Source organism: Paenibacillus wenxiniae, from assembly GCF_039822605.1.
In the GTDB taxonomy this organism is placed as follows: domain Bacteria; phylum Bacillota; class Bacilli; order Paenibacillales; family Paenibacillaceae; genus Saccharibacillus; species Saccharibacillus wenxiniae.
The window spans coordinates 252,158-272,846 of record NZ_JBCGUH010000006.1 but is presented as its reverse complement, the minus strand read 5'-3'; the positions used below and the strand labels follow the sequence as shown (position 1 = coordinate 272,846).

Below are 20,689 nucleotides of genomic sequence, written 5' to 3'. Positions count from 1 at the left end.
TGACGTTCAATCCGGCAAAATTATCGTTTATTTTCATCTTTTCATTGTTTTAAAGGTGTTCAGTTAACCATCATGTCCATATTTTTAATCATATATTGATTATATTTTGGTTATATTTTATATTATAGTCATCAAAAGTTATAGGAGAATGTGTATGAAAGCGAGACGGCTACAGGATATCGAGGCGTATATTCATACTCGGAAAAATGTGACACTGGATGAGCTGTGTGACTATTTTGAGGTATCCAAAAATACGATCCGCCGCGATATTAATCAAATCGCAGGCAAAGGTTCGATCGAAAAGGTATACGGCGGTGTAACTTCGACAAGCGAACTGGTACCCTTTGAAAATCGGACGACTCGCAACCAGATCAAAAAGAACGATATCGCTCGTCTGGCTGCTGCCTGTATCGATGAGGATGATCTGGTGTATATCGATTCCGGAACGACTACGCGCCATATTGCCGAGCATCTGAACCCGGAGCTGCGGCTGACGGTTTTGACGAATAGTCTGGATGTGATTAATTCAGTTGCCGATATGCCGAATGTGAGTTTGCTTGTGATCGGCAATACGTACAAGGCGAATACGCGATCTTTTGTCGGGATGGATAATCCGCTATCGTTACAAAAATACAATGTGACCAAAGCGTTTATGGCGGCTACCGGTGTGAGCATTAGCCACGGGTTGACCAACTCGGACTTGCTGGAATATGAAATCAAAAAGGCGATTGCCAGCAAAGCGCAACAGCTAATTGCACTGGCAGACAGCAGTAAGTTTGGCAAATCGACATTGCTCACGTATGCGGCGTTGGAGGATGTGGATATTTTGATCTCGTCGGAGGCGCTGGATGAGCAGTATGCTGAGTTTTGTGCGCGGCATGCAATTGATCTACGCTACCCTTAGGAGGGGGCGCGCAAACTGGGTTGCTGGGATGGCAATCCGCTCTGGGAAGGAATAAGGGGACGGGACTCCGGTGGAGCCGCGGGAATCTTTTGGAATGGGAAGGAATGAAGATTCCCGCCCCTCCAAAGTCGCCCTTTCCCCTTATTTCCTTCCCTCCGCTCCGTGCCTATCGCAACAATAGTGTTGACGCGCCTAAGGGCGCGTAGTGGCAGGAAGGTCTTTTATTACTTTTTACTTTGACTGCAATTATTGCTTTCATTGTAAGTAGTACTTTAACTGCAAGTTAGGATGGATTTCCGTCTCGCACAGAAATCTATGGAGTAGGAGTTCATGGTAGATTGCTGTACTCAAAAGCAGTGTGATATTTTACTTCGCAAAACTCCCTTTTTATTGAACCATGTGCTAGGAGATCAATCACACTGTAAGTCGTCCTTTCCCCTTATTTCCTTACTTTCGCTCCGTGCCCATCGCAACAATAGTGTTAACGTGCTCAAGGGCGCGTAGCGGTAGGAAGGTCTTTTATTGCTTCGACTACTTCTATTTACTTCAACTTCAATTAATGCTTTAAATGCGATGGTTACTTTAACTGCATGTTTTTTTTATTTTGAATGGGGTTTTAAAACCTTTTACGGTAAACAAACAGCCTATCTGAGCTAACGGGAATTTCCCTGCTCGACAGGCTGTTTGTTGTCTTTGTTTTTATTTTTTCTTTGTCTTTTATCTTCTCTATGCTTATACTACTCATTTGGCGGCGCACTTAGTGTGTGGTTACTCTACTTTACACACTACGCAGCGCGATGCCGCCGTAAAATTCCGGTTTTTCATCTAGCTCGATCGCTTCCTCTTGACCGGATTCCTGGGCACGTACACAGGCGTCGGCGGTGACGGCTGCGACGTAGCCGTCCCATGAGGTTGGGCCTTGTAGTGTGCGGTTCTGGTTGATGCAGTCGATGAAATCTTGCAGTTCGCGGTCGTAGGAGTCGATGAAGCGATCTTTCCAGTCCATGAGCAGGTTCATGCCCAGCTGAGCGTCTTTGCGGTAGGTGATGCCGGCTACTTCGGGTAGGCGCACGATGCCTTCTTCGCCGATAATTTCGCATTGGATATCGTAACCGTATTTACAGTTGACGAAAATTTCGGTCGTGATCAGGATGCCGCCGCGTGTTTCCAGTGTAATCACCTGTGGATCGCGCAGATGGGGCAGGGCGTTACGTGTTTTTTTCGGGAAAGCGACGCGTGCGGATACGTAATCGTCATTGACGAGCCAGTGCAGGACATCGATCTCATGGATAAACGTATCGGTAACCGCCATATCGGTCGTATACAGGTCTGCTGAGGACGGGTTGCGGTGGGCGCAGCGAATCATAAGCGGTTCACCGATAAAACCGGATTCTACCGCCTCTTTGAGCTGAATATAGCCGCTATCGTAACGGCGCATAAAGCCGACTTGCACGAGTCGTGTACCATGCTTTATCTCAGCTTCCACAATCTCGCGGCAGCCTGCTGCTGTCGTTGCCAGCGGTTTTTCACAAAACACGTATTTGCCTGCGGCAATACCTGCCAGCACACTTTGCTGATGAGCAGGACCCCAGCTTGCGACGAGAATGGCATCCACTTCCGGTGCCGCGATAAGCGACAGGTCATCTGGATAAATCTTCGCACCGCTCAAGCCATAGCTTTCAATCGCCAGCGCTGCTGCGTCTGCATTCACATCCGTCACCGCCACAATCTCAGCCCCGCTCAAATTGCATGTAATCCGGCGAATATGGTCCCGTCCGATCGCACCTGTTCCGATAACTCCAATACGTAATGTCATTTTGCTGGCCTCCTGAATAAAATGGGCTTACGAGTTGTATACCTTTATGTCTGTCTGTCGAAGCAGCGTTACGCTGTTACAGTCTATCGGTATCCTAAAATGAATATTGTCTGCATCCTACATTTTGTCTATACTGTACATTCCATCTATATCCATCCCCTACTAATTTGGAGCGTGACGTTCCAATACATGTGCTTTAACTTGCGTCCAGCGTCTTTCAATCCACACTCTTGTACGGTTAACTTTACCCCATGATTAGTAATCTGTAGTCATTCATGATGTGCTGCCGAGCGTAACAGCTGCTCATCAATATATCGACGCGCAATCAGCGCATATTCCAGCGGATGCGCTACATCCGGGTCTTGCTCAGCCTCGATCACAATCCAGCCGCTATACCCTTGTGCGATTAAAAAGTCATACGCTTCACTGAAATCAATGCACCCATCTCCAGGCACAGTGAACATGCCGCTCAAAAAGCAATCGCGGAACGATCTGCCCTGCTCACGGCAATCGGATAGCACCTGCAAACGTGCATCTTTAAAATGCACATGACGCACCCGGTCGATATGCTGGCGCAGCACAGACATATATTCTCCATCCGACACATAGATATGTCCGGTATCATATAACAGATGCACATGGGCTGCATCCGTACCTGCCATTAGGCGCTCAATCTCTTCCGCCGTCTGTACACCGGTCCCCATATGATGGTGATATACAAGCTTCAGTCCATACTCCTCGGCTACTTTGCCAAGCTCATTCAGACCGCCACAAAGCACATCCCACTCCTCATCGTTAAAATAAGGCTTCTGGGCGAACACATCGCGATCCAGTCCCTGCACACTGTACGTCTGCTCAGAAATGACGATCACACTAGCTTCCACGTCCTGCAAATACAGGCATTGTGCACGAAAATGAGGCAGTACCTGCTCCAATCCATCCCGAATCAAATAACTGCTAAACCATTGACCGGCAATGCGTAACTTACGCAGTTGTAGCTCTCGTTTCAAAATATCAGCTGACGGGAAAAAGCCACCTACCTCTGTCCCCTCAAATCCGGCAACTACAATATCGCTCAGCAAATGCGATAATGTATTGCCTGCCCCAATCTCAGGTACATCATCATTACGCCAGCCAATCGGCGCAATGCCCCAGTGAATGCTCTGTGCGGTCATATCCGTCCCCCTTGCCCTCTATAAATGAGTATATTGGTGAAATAATGATCAACTTTTGATTATAATATGATTAAATATTATTACTAAAAGCGCTTACAGTCAATTGCATTTTATATTTTTTATACGTGTATCCGTCATCACTAATGATAGATAGAAAAAAGACCGCTCTGCATCGATAACAGAGCGGTCTTGGAACGTTATGGAGATGGGTTAGAGATGGGTTAGAGATGGGTTAGAAATAAGTTAGAGATAAGTTAGAAATGGGTTAGATATAGGTTGGAAATGAGTTGGCGACACATTCGATCACACACATTGGATAGGATCTCGATAAGACTTCGATAAGATTTAAAGATGATCTTGATACGGGTTAGAGTTGCTACAGAGATCCATGCTTTCTTGTCTCATCGACAACTTAGATTGTCATTAAGTATTCTATCTCGAAGTATCCTCTCCCGATAATGATTTACCCTAATTGCTCACCGGTCAGGAACAGATAACCAATCAAGAACAAGTTTAGCGCCACGATCACGCCAGTCGCTGTCCATGCTAGCCATTTGGTTGTATGCGAGTTGGCGAAGCTTCCCATTTTCCGCTTATCACTCGTAAAGCGCACGAGCGGAATAATCGCAAATGGAAGCTGTAAACTGAGTACAACCTGACTCCATAACAGCAAATTACCAGTACCGCTTGAACCATACAACCAGGTCACGATAAAAGCAGGCACGACCGCCAGCAATCGCGTAATGATCCGGCGCAGCACTGGCGATATCCGTAGCTGTACAAAGCCTTCCATAACGATCTGCCCTGCCAATGTACCCGTAATGGTCGAGTTTTGACCGGATGCGAGCAGTGCCACAGCGAATAATGTGCTGGCAATGCCGACTCCAACGGATGGGCTGAGCAACTGGTACGCTGCTTCGATTTCGGTCACTTGCAGTCCACTACCGTAAAAAGCAGCTGCACCGAGAATCAAAATAGCCGAGTTAATCATAAACGCCACGGTTAACGACGTAATCGAATCGAGACGGGCAAACTTAACGGCTTCTTTTTTGCCTTCTAATGTACGTTTGTATTGACGCGATTGGATAATTGAAGAATGCAAATACAGATTATGCGGCATTACCGTTGCACCGAGAATACCGAGTGCGACGAACAGCATCGATGAGTTGGTCACCACTTCAAGCTTGGGTATATAGCCGCCAAACAGTACAGCCACATCTGGACGCGCAGCGATCATTTCAAAACCAAAAATAACGAAGATCGTTGCCATGAGCACGATAACGATTGATTCAATAATCCGAAAACCTTTTTTCTGCAATAATAGCAACAGTAATACATCAAACGTTGTGATCAAAATGCCCCACAGCAGTGGAATGCCAAATAACAAATTTAGCGCAATCGCAGAACCGATCACTTCTGCCAGATCGGTAGCGATGATTGCAAGCTCTGTTAATATCCATAAAAAGACGGCGGTCTTTGGCCCGGTCGCATCCCGTGTCGCCTGCGCCAGATCTTTCCCTGTCACGATTCCAAGCTTGGCAGCGAGTGTTTGCAGTAACATCGCGACCAGACTGGAAATCAGTACGACGGATAGCAGCGTGTAACCGAACCTCGAACCGCCCGCAATCGATGTTGCCCAGTTACCCGGGTCGACATAACCGACCGCAACAAGTGCCCCAGGGCCAGCAAACGCAAAAAATTTACGCCAAAATCCAGCATTGTGTGGAATTTTGACCGTATTATTCACTTCCTCCAGACTGATCGATGAACTGCTACGCAGCCAACCATTCTTTTTCAGACCGGATGTTGGTTCCAATTCGACTTCTGAATTCATGTTCTCTCCCTCATTTCTATCTCTGTGTATAATGCTATTTATGTCGATTCATCATCATAATTTAGATCAAAATATACATAAAATTGTTTCTGCCCATATTTTGCATCAGGGAAACTTATTTGTCAACGGGTAATTTTTATGGTGGTTGGCAATTTATAGAGCACTATGTTTAGAGCACGATGTATAAGTGCGTAGGAATGATTCTCTAGTTTGTTTAACCGTTATTACAGATTTTGTATATGTAAGTTAAAAATATAGCTACATTTTATCGATACATCGATACAAATGATCGATCCGAAGTCAATCCAACTCCCCTACCAGCCAGTGTAAAACTGAATAGATTTCCAAATAAATATCGATAAAATACAATAATGCAAGCAAATGATAACCAGCTGAAAATAGATCGTACTTATAGAGTAAGATGCTAAATATGGATACGTTAACCTTTACGATTCGTTATGATCTATTTTCAAAATAAAAAAGACGCTTCCTGATCCATATCAGAAAACGCCTTATCGGCATATAAGAGCATAGCAGAGATGGTTAACACATTTGTTGATTCTATAATCTATTGAGGTCGACGTGCGTAGTCGATTCAAGACGATTAATAACATATTTGGTAATCTATAGTTCTCATGATTGACTTTGTTTACAAGATTATTTGCACTCATTCACAGTTACGCATAGCCTGTATTTAAGCATTCATGGAGCCGCTATATATTCTACGATCATATCATTCTAATATCCTGTCGCTGAATCAGCTATTCATAACATACAAGCCACACGATTTGCGGTCAGATCACGTATGACTCAGGCAGACATACTCATCCATCAAGCAAACAGACCGATCATCAGCATCATCAGACAAGCGCCTTCGCCACCGTATAATCCTCTACCGGCAGCTCTGGCTGCTCGCCAAGTACGAGCTGGGCAAGCAAATAACCGATATACGGTCCCATCGTCAGACCAGAAGCACCTAATCCGTTCGCAATGAACAGTCCCTTCCAGTCTGGCATGGCACCAAATACCGGTAAAAAATCCGCCGTAAACGGTCGAAAGCCGACTCGCATCTCCATAAAGGTGCTATCTACAAGTGCCGGTGCCAGCTCCAATCCTTTGTTCAGCACCTCCTGCATACCGCCCGGTGTCACCCTTGTATCATAGCCAGGCACATCATTTTCATGCGTGGCTCCAATGACGATACGCTGCTGTTCAAAGGCAAGCACATACTGGTCGGTCGGCGGCATTACCACAGGCCAGCTTCCTGTATCGTCTTCACTTTCCAGTTGCACATGCATAATTTGCGCTTTCTGATAATGCATATGAAATGGGATTCCAATACGCTCAAGCAGCTCCGCTGCCCACGCTCCAGCACAGACGACGACCTCATCTGCCGGATGGAATTGCCCAGCTACCTGCACACCTGTAATGCATTGTCCATTGTGCTGTAATTCAGCTTCGCTATGCAGCAGTATCGCTCCATTATGCGTTGCCGCACGAAGTAGCGCATCTCGCAATAATCGCCCATCGATTCGCGCTGCACCACTCACATGCACCGCCTCATAGCCCTTATCCAGTAACGGAAATTGTTCACGTACCTGATCTTCACGAAGCAATGTAATCTCACCGATCTCCGGTGCAGCCTCCAGTCGCTGGAGCGCACGCTTTTGCATGCCAAGTATTTTGTCATGATCACGATGCAAACTGAGTGCACCTACACGCGCATAGCCTGTGTTGTGCTCGCCATGCTGCTCTGCCAGTTCATTGATTAAACCAGGGTAAAAGCGTGCGCCTCCACTTGCTAATCGATACCATGTCTGATTACGACGCTGGGACAGCCACGGGCAGATGATTCCTGCTGCCGCATCGGTTGCCTGCCCATCATGTTGCCGATCGATTACAATCACATCGACATCTCGTTTACTTAATTGATACGCAGTTGAAGCGCCTAGAATACCGCCTCCAACTACAATGATCGTTTTGCGCATACCTGTATTCCTTTCCGTACTGTGCCCTGTCACATTTGCTACACAATCCTAATTGATCTTCAGTAGCATAAATTCATAAATCGCTACCTCTCATTCCATACTTTGTAGCGTTTCAATATCAATATACGTTGTATTTATTGAAAGATGTAGTACAACTCCCCGTCTACTTGGATCAATCATCTTTACCATTATACAGCATGAAGCGTTAAAACTACCGCTTGGCCGAAGCATAACATCCAATTCGCCAGAGATACTTGGAAAAGAAAACCAGGACACACGAGCGACAAATGGCTAAGCTACACTAGCTCTATTCACCAGCAAGCGACCGAGATGTTCACCCTGGCTACATCACGGTTCGTCTGCTAACAGCCGTTTCTCCGCTTGTTAAGCTAACCGCGAAATGGCGTGTAATAGCAAAAAGTTGCACAGCGATGCTAGGCTCATTTTCAACAGTAAAGAGGGATTACAATGACAATCAAAGATTTATCCACTAAAATGCGTATGCACCATGTACCGGTTGTTTTGCAAATGGTATTGAATGTATGTCTGGTCGGAATGGCACTTGTGCTCAGTGTATTACTTATTTATGAAACATGGTCGATCTTTTCGCTTATTTTCCTGACCGATACGACGACCAGTTATTATCAGTTTACCGATGAGTTGTTAGTGTTCTTTTTATACTTTGAGTTTCTAGCGTTGATTATTAAATATTTTGAAGCGAAGTTCCACTTTCCGTTGCGTTATTTTATTTATATTGGCATTACCGCCATTATTCGCCTAATTATCGTCGATCATGATGATGCGATGCATACACTGGGCTGGTCGCTCGCAATTCTGGTGCTGATCGGTGCATTGTTCTTATCAAATTTGCGGCAAACGAAAGAAAGTCACTGACCCGCATACTTTCACTTGTGGCAGCATCTTTCTACTTCTATAGATGAAATAATTACTTTAGATGAACGAACTAATAGACGTGTACTCACGATTAAGCTTGTAAACGAACTCGATTACGGACAGTCTCTACTAAGGGCTGTCCTTTTTTATCCAAAATTGAGCAACCGACCGTATCTCCATCACGGATGACGACTGCACCCGGTGTTCCCGTCATAATAATATCGCCGGGCAGCAGCGTCATCACCTGCGATAGAAAAGATACGATATACCACGGACGAAACTTCATATAATAGGTGCGATTATGATGTGCTAGCTGTTCATTATGATGCGTTTCTACCGTAAGTTCTAATAGATCGGGCACCTCATCCAACGTAATGAGCTGCGAACCTAATCCAAAAAACGTATCAAAGCTTTTCGCCCGTGCCAGAAAACGAGGATGGCGTGCATGAATATCTGCTGCTGTCACATCCAGTGTGGCGGTTAATCCTGCTACATAAGCAGATGCTTCCTGTTCGGTTACATGACGACAGGTTTGACCGATAATAAGTGCCAATTCGCCTTCTGCGGTCACCTTTTCAGACTGTGGTGGCAACTCAATGTGATCTTCTGGCCCGATGATCGTCGTATCTGGCTTCATAAAGCTGACGGGTTCTTCATTGTCATCCGCTGCAACCAGTTCGGCTTCATCGGCTACATAGTTCATACCAATACCCCAAATTTTGCGTGGATGACGATACAATGGTGCATGCACGATTTCTTCCGCAGGTAGTGCTGACAACTGCTCAAGCTGCTGCGATGTGATTGTGCTGACACGCTGTGCCAGTTGTTCTAGCTGCGTACTGGTAATCAGTGTGAACATATCGGTGGCCCACTGTTCTCCCCAGATCGTATTTATATCTTCCAGCAATATGTATTTCCCCTCTAGTACGACGGCGACTTGCTCCCTGCCATAAGCGTTAACGGTTGCCAGTTTCATTGGATCTCCTCCTAATTTGTTCGTTCAAATTGTTAGTTCACATAATGTAGCGGCGTGTACGAAGCGATTAGGCGTGTATGTTTTAATGCTGACGTACTAAAGCGCACGCTCATTTAATTGAACTGCGAACGGGTGACCAGCGTAAACATATTGGTTATACATTATTTTTGCCGCCCTGTATTTCTTCCAGCAGTATGTATTCCCGTTCAGCATGAGGGCAATTCGCTCCCTCCCGTGAGCGTTAACGATTGACAGTTTCACTTGATCTTCAATGCCACCCTTATTAAACATCGCCTTATACTCCAAGCCAGCCACATAAATTGGAACTATTATAGTACAGCACCGGAGCACAAATATAGCTGCTTCCTCCATTCCCCTTATCCGGCATGATTACCGTCCCATTATTCATGCACGATGACAGTGTAACTCTCTTATATGCTGGAGTGAATAGCATGTTATCAATGGAACAGCTCCGCCAAGCAAGTCGAGATCACTACCAAATAAATCCATCTCCAACCGATGAGTATAAACGAGTTTTTCGCTACGATAGCGGCTTACCTGGATAGGAAAGTCGCTATTTTTGTGTTCTTATTTTCGTCCAGTGGTTAAAAGGTGTACAATGGAATCCATAACGTTTCAAGCGATACTTATCGTCTTGCATGGATTATTGCCATGATCAGTTGAGGAGGAATGAGTAGATGACTAACTATGCTACATATTTTCAGGAGAACCGCGAGCAACAACTCGCTGAGTTGAAAGAATGGCTATCCATTCCGAGTATTTCCGCACTTTCCGAGCACAAGCCGGATATGCAGCGTGCGGCAGAGTGGCTTGCAGATCAATTAACTGCGGCTGGACTGGAAAATGTCAAAATCAATCCGACGAACGGACATCCGATCGTAACCGCAGATCATCTGCATGCGCCAGGCAAACCAACTGTGCTCGTGTACGGTCATTATGATGTACAACCGGTCGATCCGCTGCATCTGTGGCAATCGCCGCCTTTTGAACCGGAAGTACGCGGCGACAAGCTGTTCGCTCGTGGTGCAACCGATGATAAAGGTCAGGTATTTCTGCATGTGAAAGCCGTTGAAGCGATCCTTAAGCAGGAAGGCAAATTGCCGGTTAATATTAAATTTTGCATCGAAGGCGAAGAGGAAATTTCCAGCGCGCATCTGCCTGCATTCCTGGAAGAAAATCGTGAGCAGCTCGCTGCGGATGCAGTTCTCGTTTCCGATACTTCATTGTTAGAGCGCGGCAAGCCAGCGATCAGCACCGGTCTACGTGGTCTGTGCTCACTGGAAGTGGCGATCCATACCGCAAATACCGATCTACACTCCGGTTCATTTGGCGGCGGTGTACCCAATGCGCTGCACGCGATGGTGGAGCTGCTGGCAACGCTGCATGACCGCGATGGCAAAGTACTCGTCGAAGGTTTCTACGATGATGTATTACCACTGTCCGACGAAATGCGTGCTGAATTCCAAAAGCAAGGCTTTAACGAGCAGAAACTGCAACAGGATCTGGAACTGACTGCATTGCACGGCGAAGAAGGCTACTCCTTCGTTGAGCGCATCGGTGCACGTCCAACACTGGAACTAAACGGCGTATACGGCGGCTTCCAGGGCGAAGGCAGCAAAACGGTGATTCCAAAAGAAGCGCATGCCAAAATCACCTGCCGCCTCGTGGCTGACCAGAATCCACAGGATGTACTGGATAAAATCATCACCCATCTGGAAGCGGTCAAACCGAACGGTGCCAAGCTAACGATCACACCGGGCGAGAAAGCACGCGCCTTTAATATCGATCCATCTGAAAATGAACTGCTGCAAAAAGCAGCGGATGCGTACACTTCCGTTTACGGCACACGCGCCCTGTTCACTAAAGACGGCGGTTCGATCCCCATCGTGGAAGAATTTTCCCGTGTGATCGCTCCAACCGTCGTACTGATGGGCTTCGGCTTGCCGGATGAAAATCTGCATGCACCGAACGAGCATTTCAATCTGGAGAACTTCGATAAAGGTCTGCTGACGATTGTCGAGTTCTTGAACAGCATTGACTGAGTATCGGGCAAGTAGGATGATTTTATTGATTCATACACCAATTGCATAAATTAAGTTACTAGTACGTATAGTGACTATATGAACTATAGGTTTGGATGATATGCCAATATCGCTAATGTGCACAACTTCAATGATCTTCAACACTTAAAGGGATCATGGTCAGGGAAGTAAGCAATATCACTCGTATGCTTAAGTATGCACAGTGCACCAGTCACTCTATTAGTCACTCTACTTCTCACGTCACGACTTATTTGTGACTTATTAAAACAAAAGTGCCCTTCGTTCCACGATCTGTGGATCAAGGGCACTTTTTCATTTTAAAGAGGGGGGAGTGTGAATGGGCATGCCAATTTCGGTCATTCTGCATGCCAACTTTATTTACACTTCATATAGCTCTATGGAATAGATCTTTTACCGTTTGACTACAGCAAAATGAATAGATCCGTTACTCTCTCAGGCAACATAGTAAAACACATTAGTTCGATACCGTTTCTACCAGTTCAGCGCCATTGTCATGCTGACGACGCGCAGCAATGGCACGCTGCATCCGATTCATCGCTTCTTCCAACAACTTACGCGAGCAAGCAACGTTCATACGCAGGAAACCTTCTCCCATTGTACCGAAGGCGCGACCGTCATTGAGTGCAACTTTGGCTTCATGCAACATAAAATGAACCAGATCCTTTTGCTCCATCCCGAGACGGCTACAGTCGATCCAGAGCAGATAAGTCGCTTCTGGCATCCATACCGACAGTTCTGGCAAATGCTCTGCAATATACTGCTGCACATAGTCCATATTGCTGCGTGTATACGCAAGACACTGTTCCAGCCACTCTTTACCTCCATTATAAGCTGCCTGCGTAGCGACCACACCAAACTGACTAATATGGCCGGTGCCGAATTTGTTCACTTGCAGAGCAAACGCATTGCGCAGTTCTTCGTTCGGAATAATAATATTGGACGTGTTCAAGCCCGCAATATTAAACGTTTTGCTCGGTGCTGTACAGACAATGCTACGATTACGTGCACGTTCAGATAGCATGGCAAACGGAATATGCGGCTCCTCTCCGTACACCAGATCACCATGAATCTCATCGGAGACGACCAGAATATCGTGCTTCGCACAAAGTTCTTCCAATCGCTCCAGCTCTGCACGTGTCCATACCCGTCCAATCGGATTGTGCGGACTACACAAAATGAACATTTTGATGCTATCATCCAGCGTGCGTTCCAGATGCTCAAAATCCATCGTATAACGACCATCTGCATCGCGTTGCAGCGGATTTTCCACCACTTCACGTCCGTGTCCGGTAATTACGCTATAAAAGGGCGGATATACCGGCGTCTGAATCATCACGCGATCACCTGGCTCCGTAAACGTATGCACCGCAAAATTAAGCGATGCAACGACGCCCGGTGTGAATACGACCCAATCTTTCTTAATATCCCAGCCATGTTTGCTACGCATCCAGCTTTGCAGCGCTTCATAATAAGCGTCCGTTTGGAATGAATAGCCAACTACGCCATGTTCAGCACTTTGCTTGAGTGCATCCTGTACAGGCTTAGGTACAGCAAAGTCCATATCGGCTACCCATAACGGCAGTGCCTCTTCTGTCCCAAATAAATATTGCAGCTTGTCCCATTTCTCCGAATTGGTGCCTGTCCGCTGCGGCGGGTGATCAAATTGTTCTGTATAGTCCATTGTATGGCCTCCACTTCTTTTATGCGTATGTGACGCGAGCAGGTGTCGCGATTTGCGCATCGTTCTGTCATTTGGATACGTTAGGGTTGGATCGTACACGTTGGTATCGCAGTCATGTGGCGTTGTGCGTTGAGATTTCATTGGCAAGCGGTGGATGTTGTATGGTGTTTTTCATCGATGTCGTAAGGCGCTTAATCCCAAAATGAAATCAAGAATATACCCATCATAACATGTTTATGAGATGGGGCAAGTGGCTTAATTCCGGTAGGAATAGTCAACTGTACGGGGATATTGGGCGTAAAATAGTGGACATTAAGATACACCGCTATAGCAAGGAATAGGGAAACCTCTATACCAGTCATCATATTTAAGCAGCCTAAACATCTGTCGATGTTTCGCATCATTTTTACGTACCTATGTACTGCATCAACGCATTCATACATGATGCACTGCTTTTTGCATATACCTCATCATAAGCTGAAATAAAACATATGGCCTGCTACAAAATAACGCAAGCGTACCATAATACATAAATACACAAAAGCCCCTCTCCACCATACATGGCGGTAGAAGGGCTTTAGCAAATATCTCTACATTATATTCGTAGCCGATCAGATCGATTAGATCAAATCCAGAATCTCATCTACACGCTCCAGACGATAGTCGGCGTCCTGGGAGTGCAGACCAGCATCGCCGACAGCGGCGACATTCATACCGCCTGCGATGGCTGCCTGAACGCCGGCTTCGGCATCTTCCACGACCAGACATTCTTCAGGTGGGATGCCCAGCTTGGAAGCGGCTAACAGGAATACTTCGGGATCGGGTTTGCTGTGGGTAATATCGTTACCGTCTGCTACCGCATCAAATGCGTCCGCCAGACCGATTTGTTTTAAAATGGTCGGTGTATTTTTACTGGAGGAACCGATGGCGATTTTAACTTTGCGCCGTTTTAGTTCGTCGATTGTGTCCTTCGCACCAGGCAACAGATCGTCCGGGGTCAGGTTGACGAGTGATTGTTTATAATATTCGTTTTTGCGTTCGGCAAGTGCCTGCTTTTCTTCAGCCGTATACTCGCGCTCGGCACGCTCCAAAATAATGTTTAAACTTTCCATACGGCTTACGCCGCGTAAGCGATTGTTAATCGTGTGATTGAACGAAATGCCCTCTTCATCACTCATCTTTTTCCATGCCTGATAGTGAAACTCATCCGTCGATACAATAACGCCATCCAGATCGAAAATTACTGCTTTGATTGCCATCATTGCTTCCTCCTCTGTATCGGTTATCGCCAAAGCGACCGTTCGTTCATTGAGCCACATCGCTGCGGATCAGGGCATCACCTGCATGACACAGGCATACCGGAAGTCTCTCAGCTATTTATAAACCGAAACGGCAGCTTCTGCATCCGGTAATTGCAAAAAAGTATTTCGCTTGCTCCTAGACAGACCGTTATACAAGTGATATGCCATGCCATTCAAAGCTGTAAGCGTAACTTTAAAAAATGGTTTCGCCTGCTTCCAGACAAATTATTATACAAGCGATGCGTCATGCTATAAGAAGCTGTAAGCGTAACAACAATTCATTATACGTACAAACAATATAGCGGCTTTATTCTGTACAAATACTAGCTTTATACGACTATAACGCGCTGCTCACGCTTCCCGCTTCGGGCAAACCGAGCAATATCCGGCATCTTCACCTGACAAATAGTACAAACAGCACGTTTTACGAATACGTTTGGGTATGTCTGAGCCGGGTGACCGACGTTTTGGCGTGTTGAAGCGTGCCAGCGGATTCCATTTTTCCCCGAATACAGAAGGGGGGGCTTGCTCGGTCAAATAGGCAAAATCCGCTTCAATCCGCGCTCGATACGTATCGTGGATCGGATCAGCCAGTAAGGTCTCATACACATAATAGACATAGACGGCTGCATTCTCCCATAGGATCGCACGCGATACACCTGCGGCTCGCGCCAGACTATGCCATACCGGTTGCAAATGTCCGGCAAAGATCGTAGTCAGGTACTGCTGACGTTGATGCTGAGCTGCCTCGTGATTTGCACATTCGCATTGTTGCTCGGATAATGCTGGCTGGGCTTCTGGCTCCAAGTGTAGCGCTATCGCTTCCGGCTTGTCCAGTCTCACCTGTGGCAACCAGATATCTCCTTTAAAATGGGATTCCAGTGTGCACTGCTCTGGTGCCCAATGCAGACCTTTACCATATACTGTCATCGCATACAGCGCAGGCGCTACGATCATATAGCTGTAGCGTTTGGCCAGCATCGAGGTGATAAATGGCAAATCATCACTCTCATAAAGATCGCGTAGTTGCTCGATATAATGTAGCGCGCCCTGTTCGTTGAGCAACTGTGAAACCGGCACACTGTGCTGCGGATCATTGGATGGTACGGTCGTCAATCGTAGCTGTTCCGTTAATACTTGCCACTGCTCTACTGTCCAGCCATGAGGTGGCTGTTGATTATGTATCTCATTCATTGCATCACCCTCCTTCATTCCCTGCAAACGTATACTTGTGAGCAAGTATAGCGGCTATCACCGGAACTGTCTAATTTAGAGGCTCATATGAACGCTGTGATACAGTCGCTTTTGACATAAAATAATGATTGACGGGATGCAGGTTCGCCCGTATTATATATACATTATTGAGAACGATTATCATTATTAAGGAGTGTCCCTATTCATGAAAGCACGTTATACATTACCGGCTACATTATTGTTATCTTCTGTACTGTTCGCTGCCTGTGGCAACCAGCAGCCAGCTGCTACGGCTACCGATGGAGCAGCAACTTCTGAATCGGCTGCATCCAGCACGTCTGCCGCTCCCACTGCGGAAACGACAACATCGAACGAAGCTGCATCTACAGCGACCAAAGCGGATTTCTCCGCTGAGGTCGAGCAATATCGCACGTATGCGATATCGGAAATTGATGCTTTTGTTACGCAAACGGAAAAGTTCACCGATGCGGTTAAAGCAGGCAAGCTGGACGAAGCGAAAAAGCTATATGCACCAGCACGGATGCATTATGAGCGGATCGAGCCGATCGCTGAAGCACTTGGCACACTCGACCCGGATATCGACGCTCGTCAGGGCGACGTAGCCGATGCCGACTGGCGCGGATTCCACCGGATCGAACAAGGACTATGGGAAAAGAAATCGACAGACGGCATGAGCGAATATGCAGATCGCCTGTTACAGGATGCCAAGCTGCTGCGTGCTAAAGTTGAAACCGTTAATATCGATGCTAGCCTGCTCGTTACTGGTGCAGTCGAGCTGCTGAATGAAGTTTCTTCCTCTAAAGTTACAGGTGAAGAAGAGCGTTATTCCCATACCGATCTGTATGATTTTGTAGCAAATGTGGAAGGCGCACAGAAAATCTATGAAATTTTGAAGCCAAGTCTGGCAGCCAAAGACCCATCACTGGAAAAACAAATCGGTGAGAAATTCGATGCTTTAAATAAAGAACTCGCTCCGTTTGCAACGAAAGATGGCGGATACGTGACGTATGACAAGCTGTCCAAGCAAGATATCCGCACACTGAGTCAAAATCTGGATGCACTCGCTGAGCCATTGTCACAAATGGGAACGATTCTGGGAGTGTGAGACGATGAGTAAGGATAAATTAACACCCCCTTCTTCCAAACCATCGTCGACGGAACAGCAGACTTCCGAGCAATCTCCATCCGTATTTACAAAACCTGTAAGCCGCCGCGATATGCTGCGGCTTGCTGGCGCGTCTGGCGCTGGATTGCTGCTGGGCGGAACAGGTGTATTTGGCTTGATGAAAGCGACAGGTCATTCGCTACAGCCTGCCTATGACAAACCGGGTAGTGAGGCGAATGTGACGACAGGTGCCGAAGGGTCTGCGAATGATCGGTATGACTTTTACGGACAGCATCAGGCAGGCATTGTGACGCCGAATCAAAATTTTATGTGCTTCGCTTCTTTCGATGTGACCGCTACCGATGCAGGTAGTCTCAAGCGTATGCTACAGGCTTGGACGGTAGCCGCGGCAGCACTCACCTCCGGACAGTTGCTAGATGGACAAAATGAAAATGTAAATTTGCCGCCTGCCGATACAGGCGAAGCAGCTGGCTTATCTCCGTCGCGGATGACGATTACATTTGGCGCGGGACCGAGCCTGTTTGACAGCCGCTTTGGACTGGGCAGTAAACGACCGGCTGGTTTTACCGATCTCCCTCCTTTTAACGGCGACAATTTACAGCCCGAATGGTGTGGTGGCGATCTGGCGGTGCAAGTATGTGCGGATGATATGCAGGTTGCTTTTCATGCACTGCGCAATCTGATTCGGATTGCTCGTGGTACAGCCGTGCTGCGCTGGAGTCAGGAAGGCTTTCAACGCAGCACGGCGGCGGACCCAAACAATGCGACACCGCGTAACTTGATGGGCTTCAAAGATGGTACAGCAAATCCAAGCGTTAAAGATGGAGCGATGATGAACGAGGTCGTCTGGGTACAGCCACAGGATGGAGCCGGCTGGATGACAGGCGGCAGCTATATGGCGGTACGTCGTATTCGGATGCGGATCGAAGTATGGGATCGTTCCAGTCTGGGTGATCAGGAAAATACATTTGGACGTTATCGGGTGAGCGGCGCACCGCTCGGATCACAGCATGAGTTTGATCGTGGCGATATGCAAGCGAAAGACGCATCCGGCAAGCCGGTCATTCCGATGAATGCCCATATGCGAGTCGCTCGCGGCGATGGCAAAATGCAGATTTTACGCCGTCCGTACTCCTATTCCAGCGGTATGGACAATGTGACTGGACAACTGGATGCAGGACTATTTTTCATCAGCTATCAACGCAGTTTGCAAAATCAGTTTATCCCGATGCAAAAACGTCTCTCTGAGATGGATGCGTTGAATGAATATATTCAGCATATCGGCAGTGCCGTATTCGCCTGCTTCCCTGGTGTGCGTCAGGGTGGGTATATTGGGGATACGCTGCTGTAGATCGGAGATACACTGCTATAAAAGCAATAGACGTATCACACAAGTACGAGGCATAAAGCGATATGACTTATAGCGCGATTGAAATTCGAGATTAAAGTCGCTGTAATTCGACTTTGATAGTTACCTTTTATTTATTGAGTGAAATGAGGAATGCGGGTCATGTGGAACAATGTCCTGAATATACGTACATTAAGCCAGGCTACCGGTATTGCCGCCATCAGTGGTGCACTGTTGCTGGGCGTGTTTGGATGGCATAGTAATACGGCTGAATATTTACAGCAGCAACAACCATCAAGTAAGCAGATCCAGCAGATCGCCCAGTCTAATCCTTTTGTAGAACTATGGTCGATTCCTGTGGCTTCGGCTGCCTCTGCTCAGCCAGATGTAAATCAGCTGTTGACGATCGTCGGTAGTGCACTCGTAGATGCCGGACAGCAGAAATGGACGGATGCTAATGCAGAGCTAAACCAATTTGCCAGCGGTTGGGCACAGGTCGACACGTCTGCATTGCCACAGCAGGCAGCAGATGTGAACACAGCCCTTGCGAGCGCACAGCAAGCTTTACAAGCAGCTGGATCACAACCCGCTGCGGTCACCAGCGCACTTGGCAAACTGGCGCGTGCCGTCAACACGTATGCAGAAGCAGAGCAGACAGGTTCCAGTGCTTCGGCTTCATCCAGCACAAGCACGAGTGGTCAACCTTCGGTAGAAGGACAAAAAGCGGTACAGACGATTCTGCCGCTCGCTAACGACACTTTGCAAAAGATCAACACCGCCGATTGGTCTGGCGCACAAACTAGCTATAAAGGGATCGTTGCCGCATGGCCGAATGTAGAAAATGCGATTCGTGCGGATAATTTCACCGTGTATAGCCAGCTGGAAACGACGATGAGTATGATTCGCGTTGCGCTACAAGCCGAGCCACCACGTGCGGATCAGGCGAAGCAACAAACGCAAAAGCTAATCGATCTGTTCCATGAATATACATCCGGACAGATCGCCAATAGCGCTCCCGCACAGGGTAATGTACATTTGAGCGATGCGGTTGCTCTGCTCCAGCAGGCACAGACATCGATTGGACAGCAGCAAGCGGAACAAGCAAGTACACAGATGCAGCAATTTATTACGATGTGGCCGCTCGTTGAGGGCGAAGTACAGATTTCCTCCTCCTCTACGTATACGGCTGTAGAAAATGAAATGGCTGAGGCGCAGGGCTATCTCGTCTCCACGCCGCCCAACTGGAATGCAGCGAATACGACCGTGCAGACGATGCTAGATCAGCTCATACCGATCACGTCCAAAACATCGTATACGTTCTGGGATGCAGCTGTCATTTTACTACGGGAAGGTCTGGAAGCGATTCTTGTGCTAGCTGCCCTGCTCGCCTATGCAAAACGAAGCGGCAGCCGTCAGGCCGGTGCATGGATCTGGGGTGGTGCGTTTGTTGGTCTGGCGCTGAGCGGTATGATCGCAGCCATTTTCGTCTATGCCTTTGCTCAGATGGCAACGAGCGGTAGCACGCGCGAGTTGATCGAAGGCATTACCGGTCTGGTCGCCGTTGTACTCATGCTCAGTGTAGGCAACTGGCTGCATCAAAAAGCGAATTTGAAAAACTGGAACCATTATATCGAAGGTCAGATTAGCGGTGCACTTGCACGCGGTAGTTTGATTTCGCTGGCAGCGGTGTCGGGATTGGCGATTTTACGGGAAGGTGCAGAAACAGCGATTTTCTACGTCGGTATGGCGCCAGCGATTGCGTTATCACAGCTATTACTTGGGATCGGACTGGCGCTGGTCATTTTGATCGTGATCGCCGTGCTTATTATCCGGTTTAGCGTGAAGCTGCCAGTACGTCCATTTTTCCTGACAGCGACCGTACTGATTTACTATCTCGTCTTCCGTTTCCTCGGCGAAAGTATTCATGCGCTTCAGGTGTCCGGTTATGTGCCTGCTCATACCATTTCAGGTATGCCATCTGTAAGCTGGCTCGGCATTTATCCAACCTGGGAAACATTGATTCCGCAGATGGTTGTACTTGTATTTTTATTGTGGCGTCTAGTGCTACCGCAGTATCAGAGCAAGCGTAAACAGACGGCTTCGTGAACATACGTTTAGGGCACTCTGCCGATGGTAGAGTGTCTTTTTGTTGTTTATTTTTATTATTTTAGTTCTTGAGTTCTTAGGTTCTTGAGTTCTTGAGTTCTTGAGTTCTTGAGTTCTTGGGTTCTTGGGTTCTTGAGTTCCTGGGTTCTTGAGTTCCTGGGTTGTTGCATTTCTGGGTTCTTCAATAGTTGAATCTGTTCTAACGCTGCTGGCTTTTCACTCTTTATTGTGATTACATAGG

The 20,689-nt window shown here is 47.2% G+C and carries 14 protein-coding genes; 6 read left to right on the top strand and 8 right to left on the bottom strand.

The features are described from left to right. Positions 1-154: 154 nt before the first annotated feature. Complete coding sequence (locus tag AAHF22_RS13495; protein ID WP_347325541.1) at positions 155-904, top strand: DeoR/GlpR family DNA-binding transcription regulator; 750 nt, start codon at positions 155-157, stop codon at positions 902-904. Between the two features lie 778 nt (positions 905-1,682). Here AAHF22_RS13495 and iolG read toward each other — a convergent pair. The 4 genes from iolG to AAHF22_RS13475 form a co-directional block, all read right to left on the bottom strand. Beyond that, positions 1,683-2,720 carry a bifunctional inositol 2-dehydrogenase/D-chiro-inositol 1-dehydrogenase gene (gene iolG, locus AAHF22_RS13490; RefSeq protein ID WP_347325540.1) on the bottom strand — a complete coding sequence of 346 codons (1,038 nt, stop codon included), beginning with the start codon at positions 2,718-2,720 and terminating at the stop codon, positions 1,683-1,685. A 269-nt stretch (positions 2,721-2,989) separates the two neighbouring features. Next, positions 2,990-3,895 (bottom strand): myo-inosose-2 dehydratase, encoded by a 906-nt coding sequence (iolE, locus tag AAHF22_RS13485; protein WP_347325539.1) that lies wholly within the window; start codon positions 3,893-3,895, stop codon positions 2,990-2,992. A 463-nt stretch (positions 3,896-4,358) separates the two neighbouring features. After that, positions 4,359-5,729 (bottom strand): Nramp family divalent metal transporter, encoded by a 1,371-nt coding sequence (locus AAHF22_RS13480; protein WP_347325538.1) that lies wholly within the window; start codon positions 5,727-5,729, stop codon positions 4,359-4,361. An 860-nt stretch (positions 5,730-6,589) separates the two neighbouring features. Further along, a complete protein-coding gene (locus AAHF22_RS13475) occupies positions 6,590-7,717 on the bottom strand; it encodes an NAD(P)/FAD-dependent oxidoreductase (RefSeq protein WP_347325537.1) in 1,128 nt (375 codons plus the stop codon). Positions 7,718-8,185: 468 nt separating this feature from the next. Between AAHF22_RS13475 and psiE the strand changes: the two genes are divergently transcribed. Next, positions 8,186-8,611, top strand: a complete 426-nt coding sequence (psiE, locus tag AAHF22_RS13470; RefSeq protein WP_347325536.1) for a phosphate-starvation-inducible protein PsiE — start codon at positions 8,186-8,188, stop codon at positions 8,609-8,611. Positions 8,612-8,702: 91 nt separating this feature from the next. Here the strand turns inward: psiE and AAHF22_RS13465 are convergent, their stop codons facing one another. Beyond that, positions 8,703-9,587, bottom strand: a complete 885-nt coding sequence (locus AAHF22_RS13465; protein WP_347325535.1) for a fumarylacetoacetate hydrolase family protein — start codon at positions 9,585-9,587, stop codon at positions 8,703-8,705. A gap of 698 nt (positions 9,588-10,285) precedes the next feature. On the opposite strand from AAHF22_RS13465, the gene AAHF22_RS13460 reads away from it, so the two are divergent. Next, positions 10,286-11,650, top strand: coding sequence for a dipeptidase (locus AAHF22_RS13460; RefSeq protein ID WP_347325534.1), 1,365 nt, complete (start codon positions 10,286-10,288; stop codon positions 11,648-11,650). Positions 11,651-12,125: 475 nt separating this feature from the next. Here the strand turns inward: AAHF22_RS13460 and AAHF22_RS13455 are convergent, their stop codons facing one another. From AAHF22_RS13455 to AAHF22_RS13445, 3 genes are all read right to left on the bottom strand, one after another. Then, the gene (locus AAHF22_RS13455; RefSeq protein ID WP_347325533.1) at positions 12,126-13,352 is read right to left on the bottom strand and encodes a MalY/PatB family protein; all 1,227 of its coding nucleotides are present in this window, start codon (positions 13,350-13,352) and stop codon (positions 12,126-12,128) included. Between the two features lie 620 nt (positions 13,353-13,972). Beyond that, the gene (pgmB, locus tag AAHF22_RS13450) at positions 13,973-14,611 is read right to left on the bottom strand and encodes a beta-phosphoglucomutase (protein WP_347325532.1); all 639 of its coding nucleotides are present in this window, start codon (positions 14,609-14,611) and stop codon (positions 13,973-13,975) included. Positions 14,612-15,004: 393 nt separating this feature from the next. Next, complete coding sequence (locus AAHF22_RS13445; RefSeq protein WP_347325531.1) at positions 15,005-15,847, bottom strand: IucA/IucC family C-terminal-domain containing protein; 843 nt, start codon at positions 15,845-15,847, stop codon at positions 15,005-15,007. A 205-nt stretch (positions 15,848-16,052) separates the two neighbouring features. Between AAHF22_RS13445 and efeO the strand changes: the two genes are divergently transcribed. The 3 genes from efeO (at position 16,053) to AAHF22_RS13430 (ending at position 20,448) form a co-directional block, all read left to right on the top strand. Then, positions 16,053-16,973: an iron uptake system protein EfeO gene (gene efeO / locus AAHF22_RS13440; protein WP_347325530.1), complete on the top strand. Its 921-nt coding sequence runs from the start codon at positions 16,053-16,055 to the stop codon at positions 16,971-16,973. 4 nt (positions 16,974-16,977) lie between these two features. Next, complete coding sequence (efeB, locus tag AAHF22_RS13435) at positions 16,978-18,345, top strand: iron uptake transporter deferrochelatase/peroxidase subunit (protein WP_347325529.1); 1,368 nt, start codon at positions 16,978-16,980, stop codon at positions 18,343-18,345. A 159-nt stretch (positions 18,346-18,504) separates the two neighbouring features. Further along, a complete protein-coding gene (locus AAHF22_RS13430; protein ID WP_347325528.1) occupies positions 18,505-20,448 on the top strand; it encodes an FTR1 family iron permease in 1,944 nt (647 codons plus the stop codon). Positions 20,449-20,689 lie beyond the last annotated feature (241 nt).

Coding starts and splice junctions, on each gene's coding strand:
- AAHF22_RS13495 (WP_347325541.1), top strand. CDS start 155: ATGAAAGCGAGACGGCTACAGGATATCGAGGCGTATATTCATACTCGG.
- iolG (WP_347325540.1), bottom strand. CDS start 2,720: ATGACATTACGTATTGGAGTTATCGGAACAGGTGCGATCGGACGGGAC.
- iolE (WP_347325539.1), bottom strand. CDS start 3,895: ATGACCGCACAGAGCATTCACTGGGGCATTGCGCCGATTGGCTGGCGT.
- AAHF22_RS13480 (WP_347325538.1), bottom strand. CDS start 5,729: ATGAATTCAGAAGTCGAATTGGAACCAACATCCGGTCTGAAAAAGAAT.
- AAHF22_RS13475 (WP_347325537.1), bottom strand. CDS start 7,717: ATGCGCAAAACGATCATTGTAGTTGGAGGCGGTATTCTAGGCGCTTCA.
- psiE (WP_347325536.1), top strand. CDS start 8,186: ATGACAATCAAAGATTTATCCACTAAAATGCGTATGCACCATGTACCG.
- AAHF22_RS13465 (WP_347325535.1), bottom strand. CDS start 9,587: ATGAAACTGGCAACCGTTAACGCTTATGGCAGGGAGCAAGTCGCCGTC.
- AAHF22_RS13460 (WP_347325534.1), top strand. CDS start 10,286: ATGACTAACTATGCTACATATTTTCAGGAGAACCGCGAGCAACAACTC.
- AAHF22_RS13455 (WP_347325533.1), bottom strand. CDS start 13,352: ATGGACTATACAGAACAATTTGATCACCCGCCGCAGCGGACAGGCACC.
- pgmB (WP_347325532.1), bottom strand. CDS start 14,611: ATGGCAATCAAAGCAGTAATTTTCGATCTGGATGGCGTTATTGTATCG.
- AAHF22_RS13445 (WP_347325531.1), bottom strand. CDS start 15,847: ATGAATGAGATACATAATCAACAGCCACCTCATGGCTGGACAGTAGAG.
- efeO (WP_347325530.1), top strand. CDS start 16,053: ATGAAAGCACGTTATACATTACCGGCTACATTATTGTTATCTTCTGTA.
- efeB (WP_347325529.1), top strand. CDS start 16,978: ATGAGTAAGGATAAATTAACACCCCCTTCTTCCAAACCATCGTCGACG.
- AAHF22_RS13430 (WP_347325528.1), top strand. CDS start 18,505: ATGTGGAACAATGTCCTGAATATACGTACATTAAGCCAGGCTACCGGT.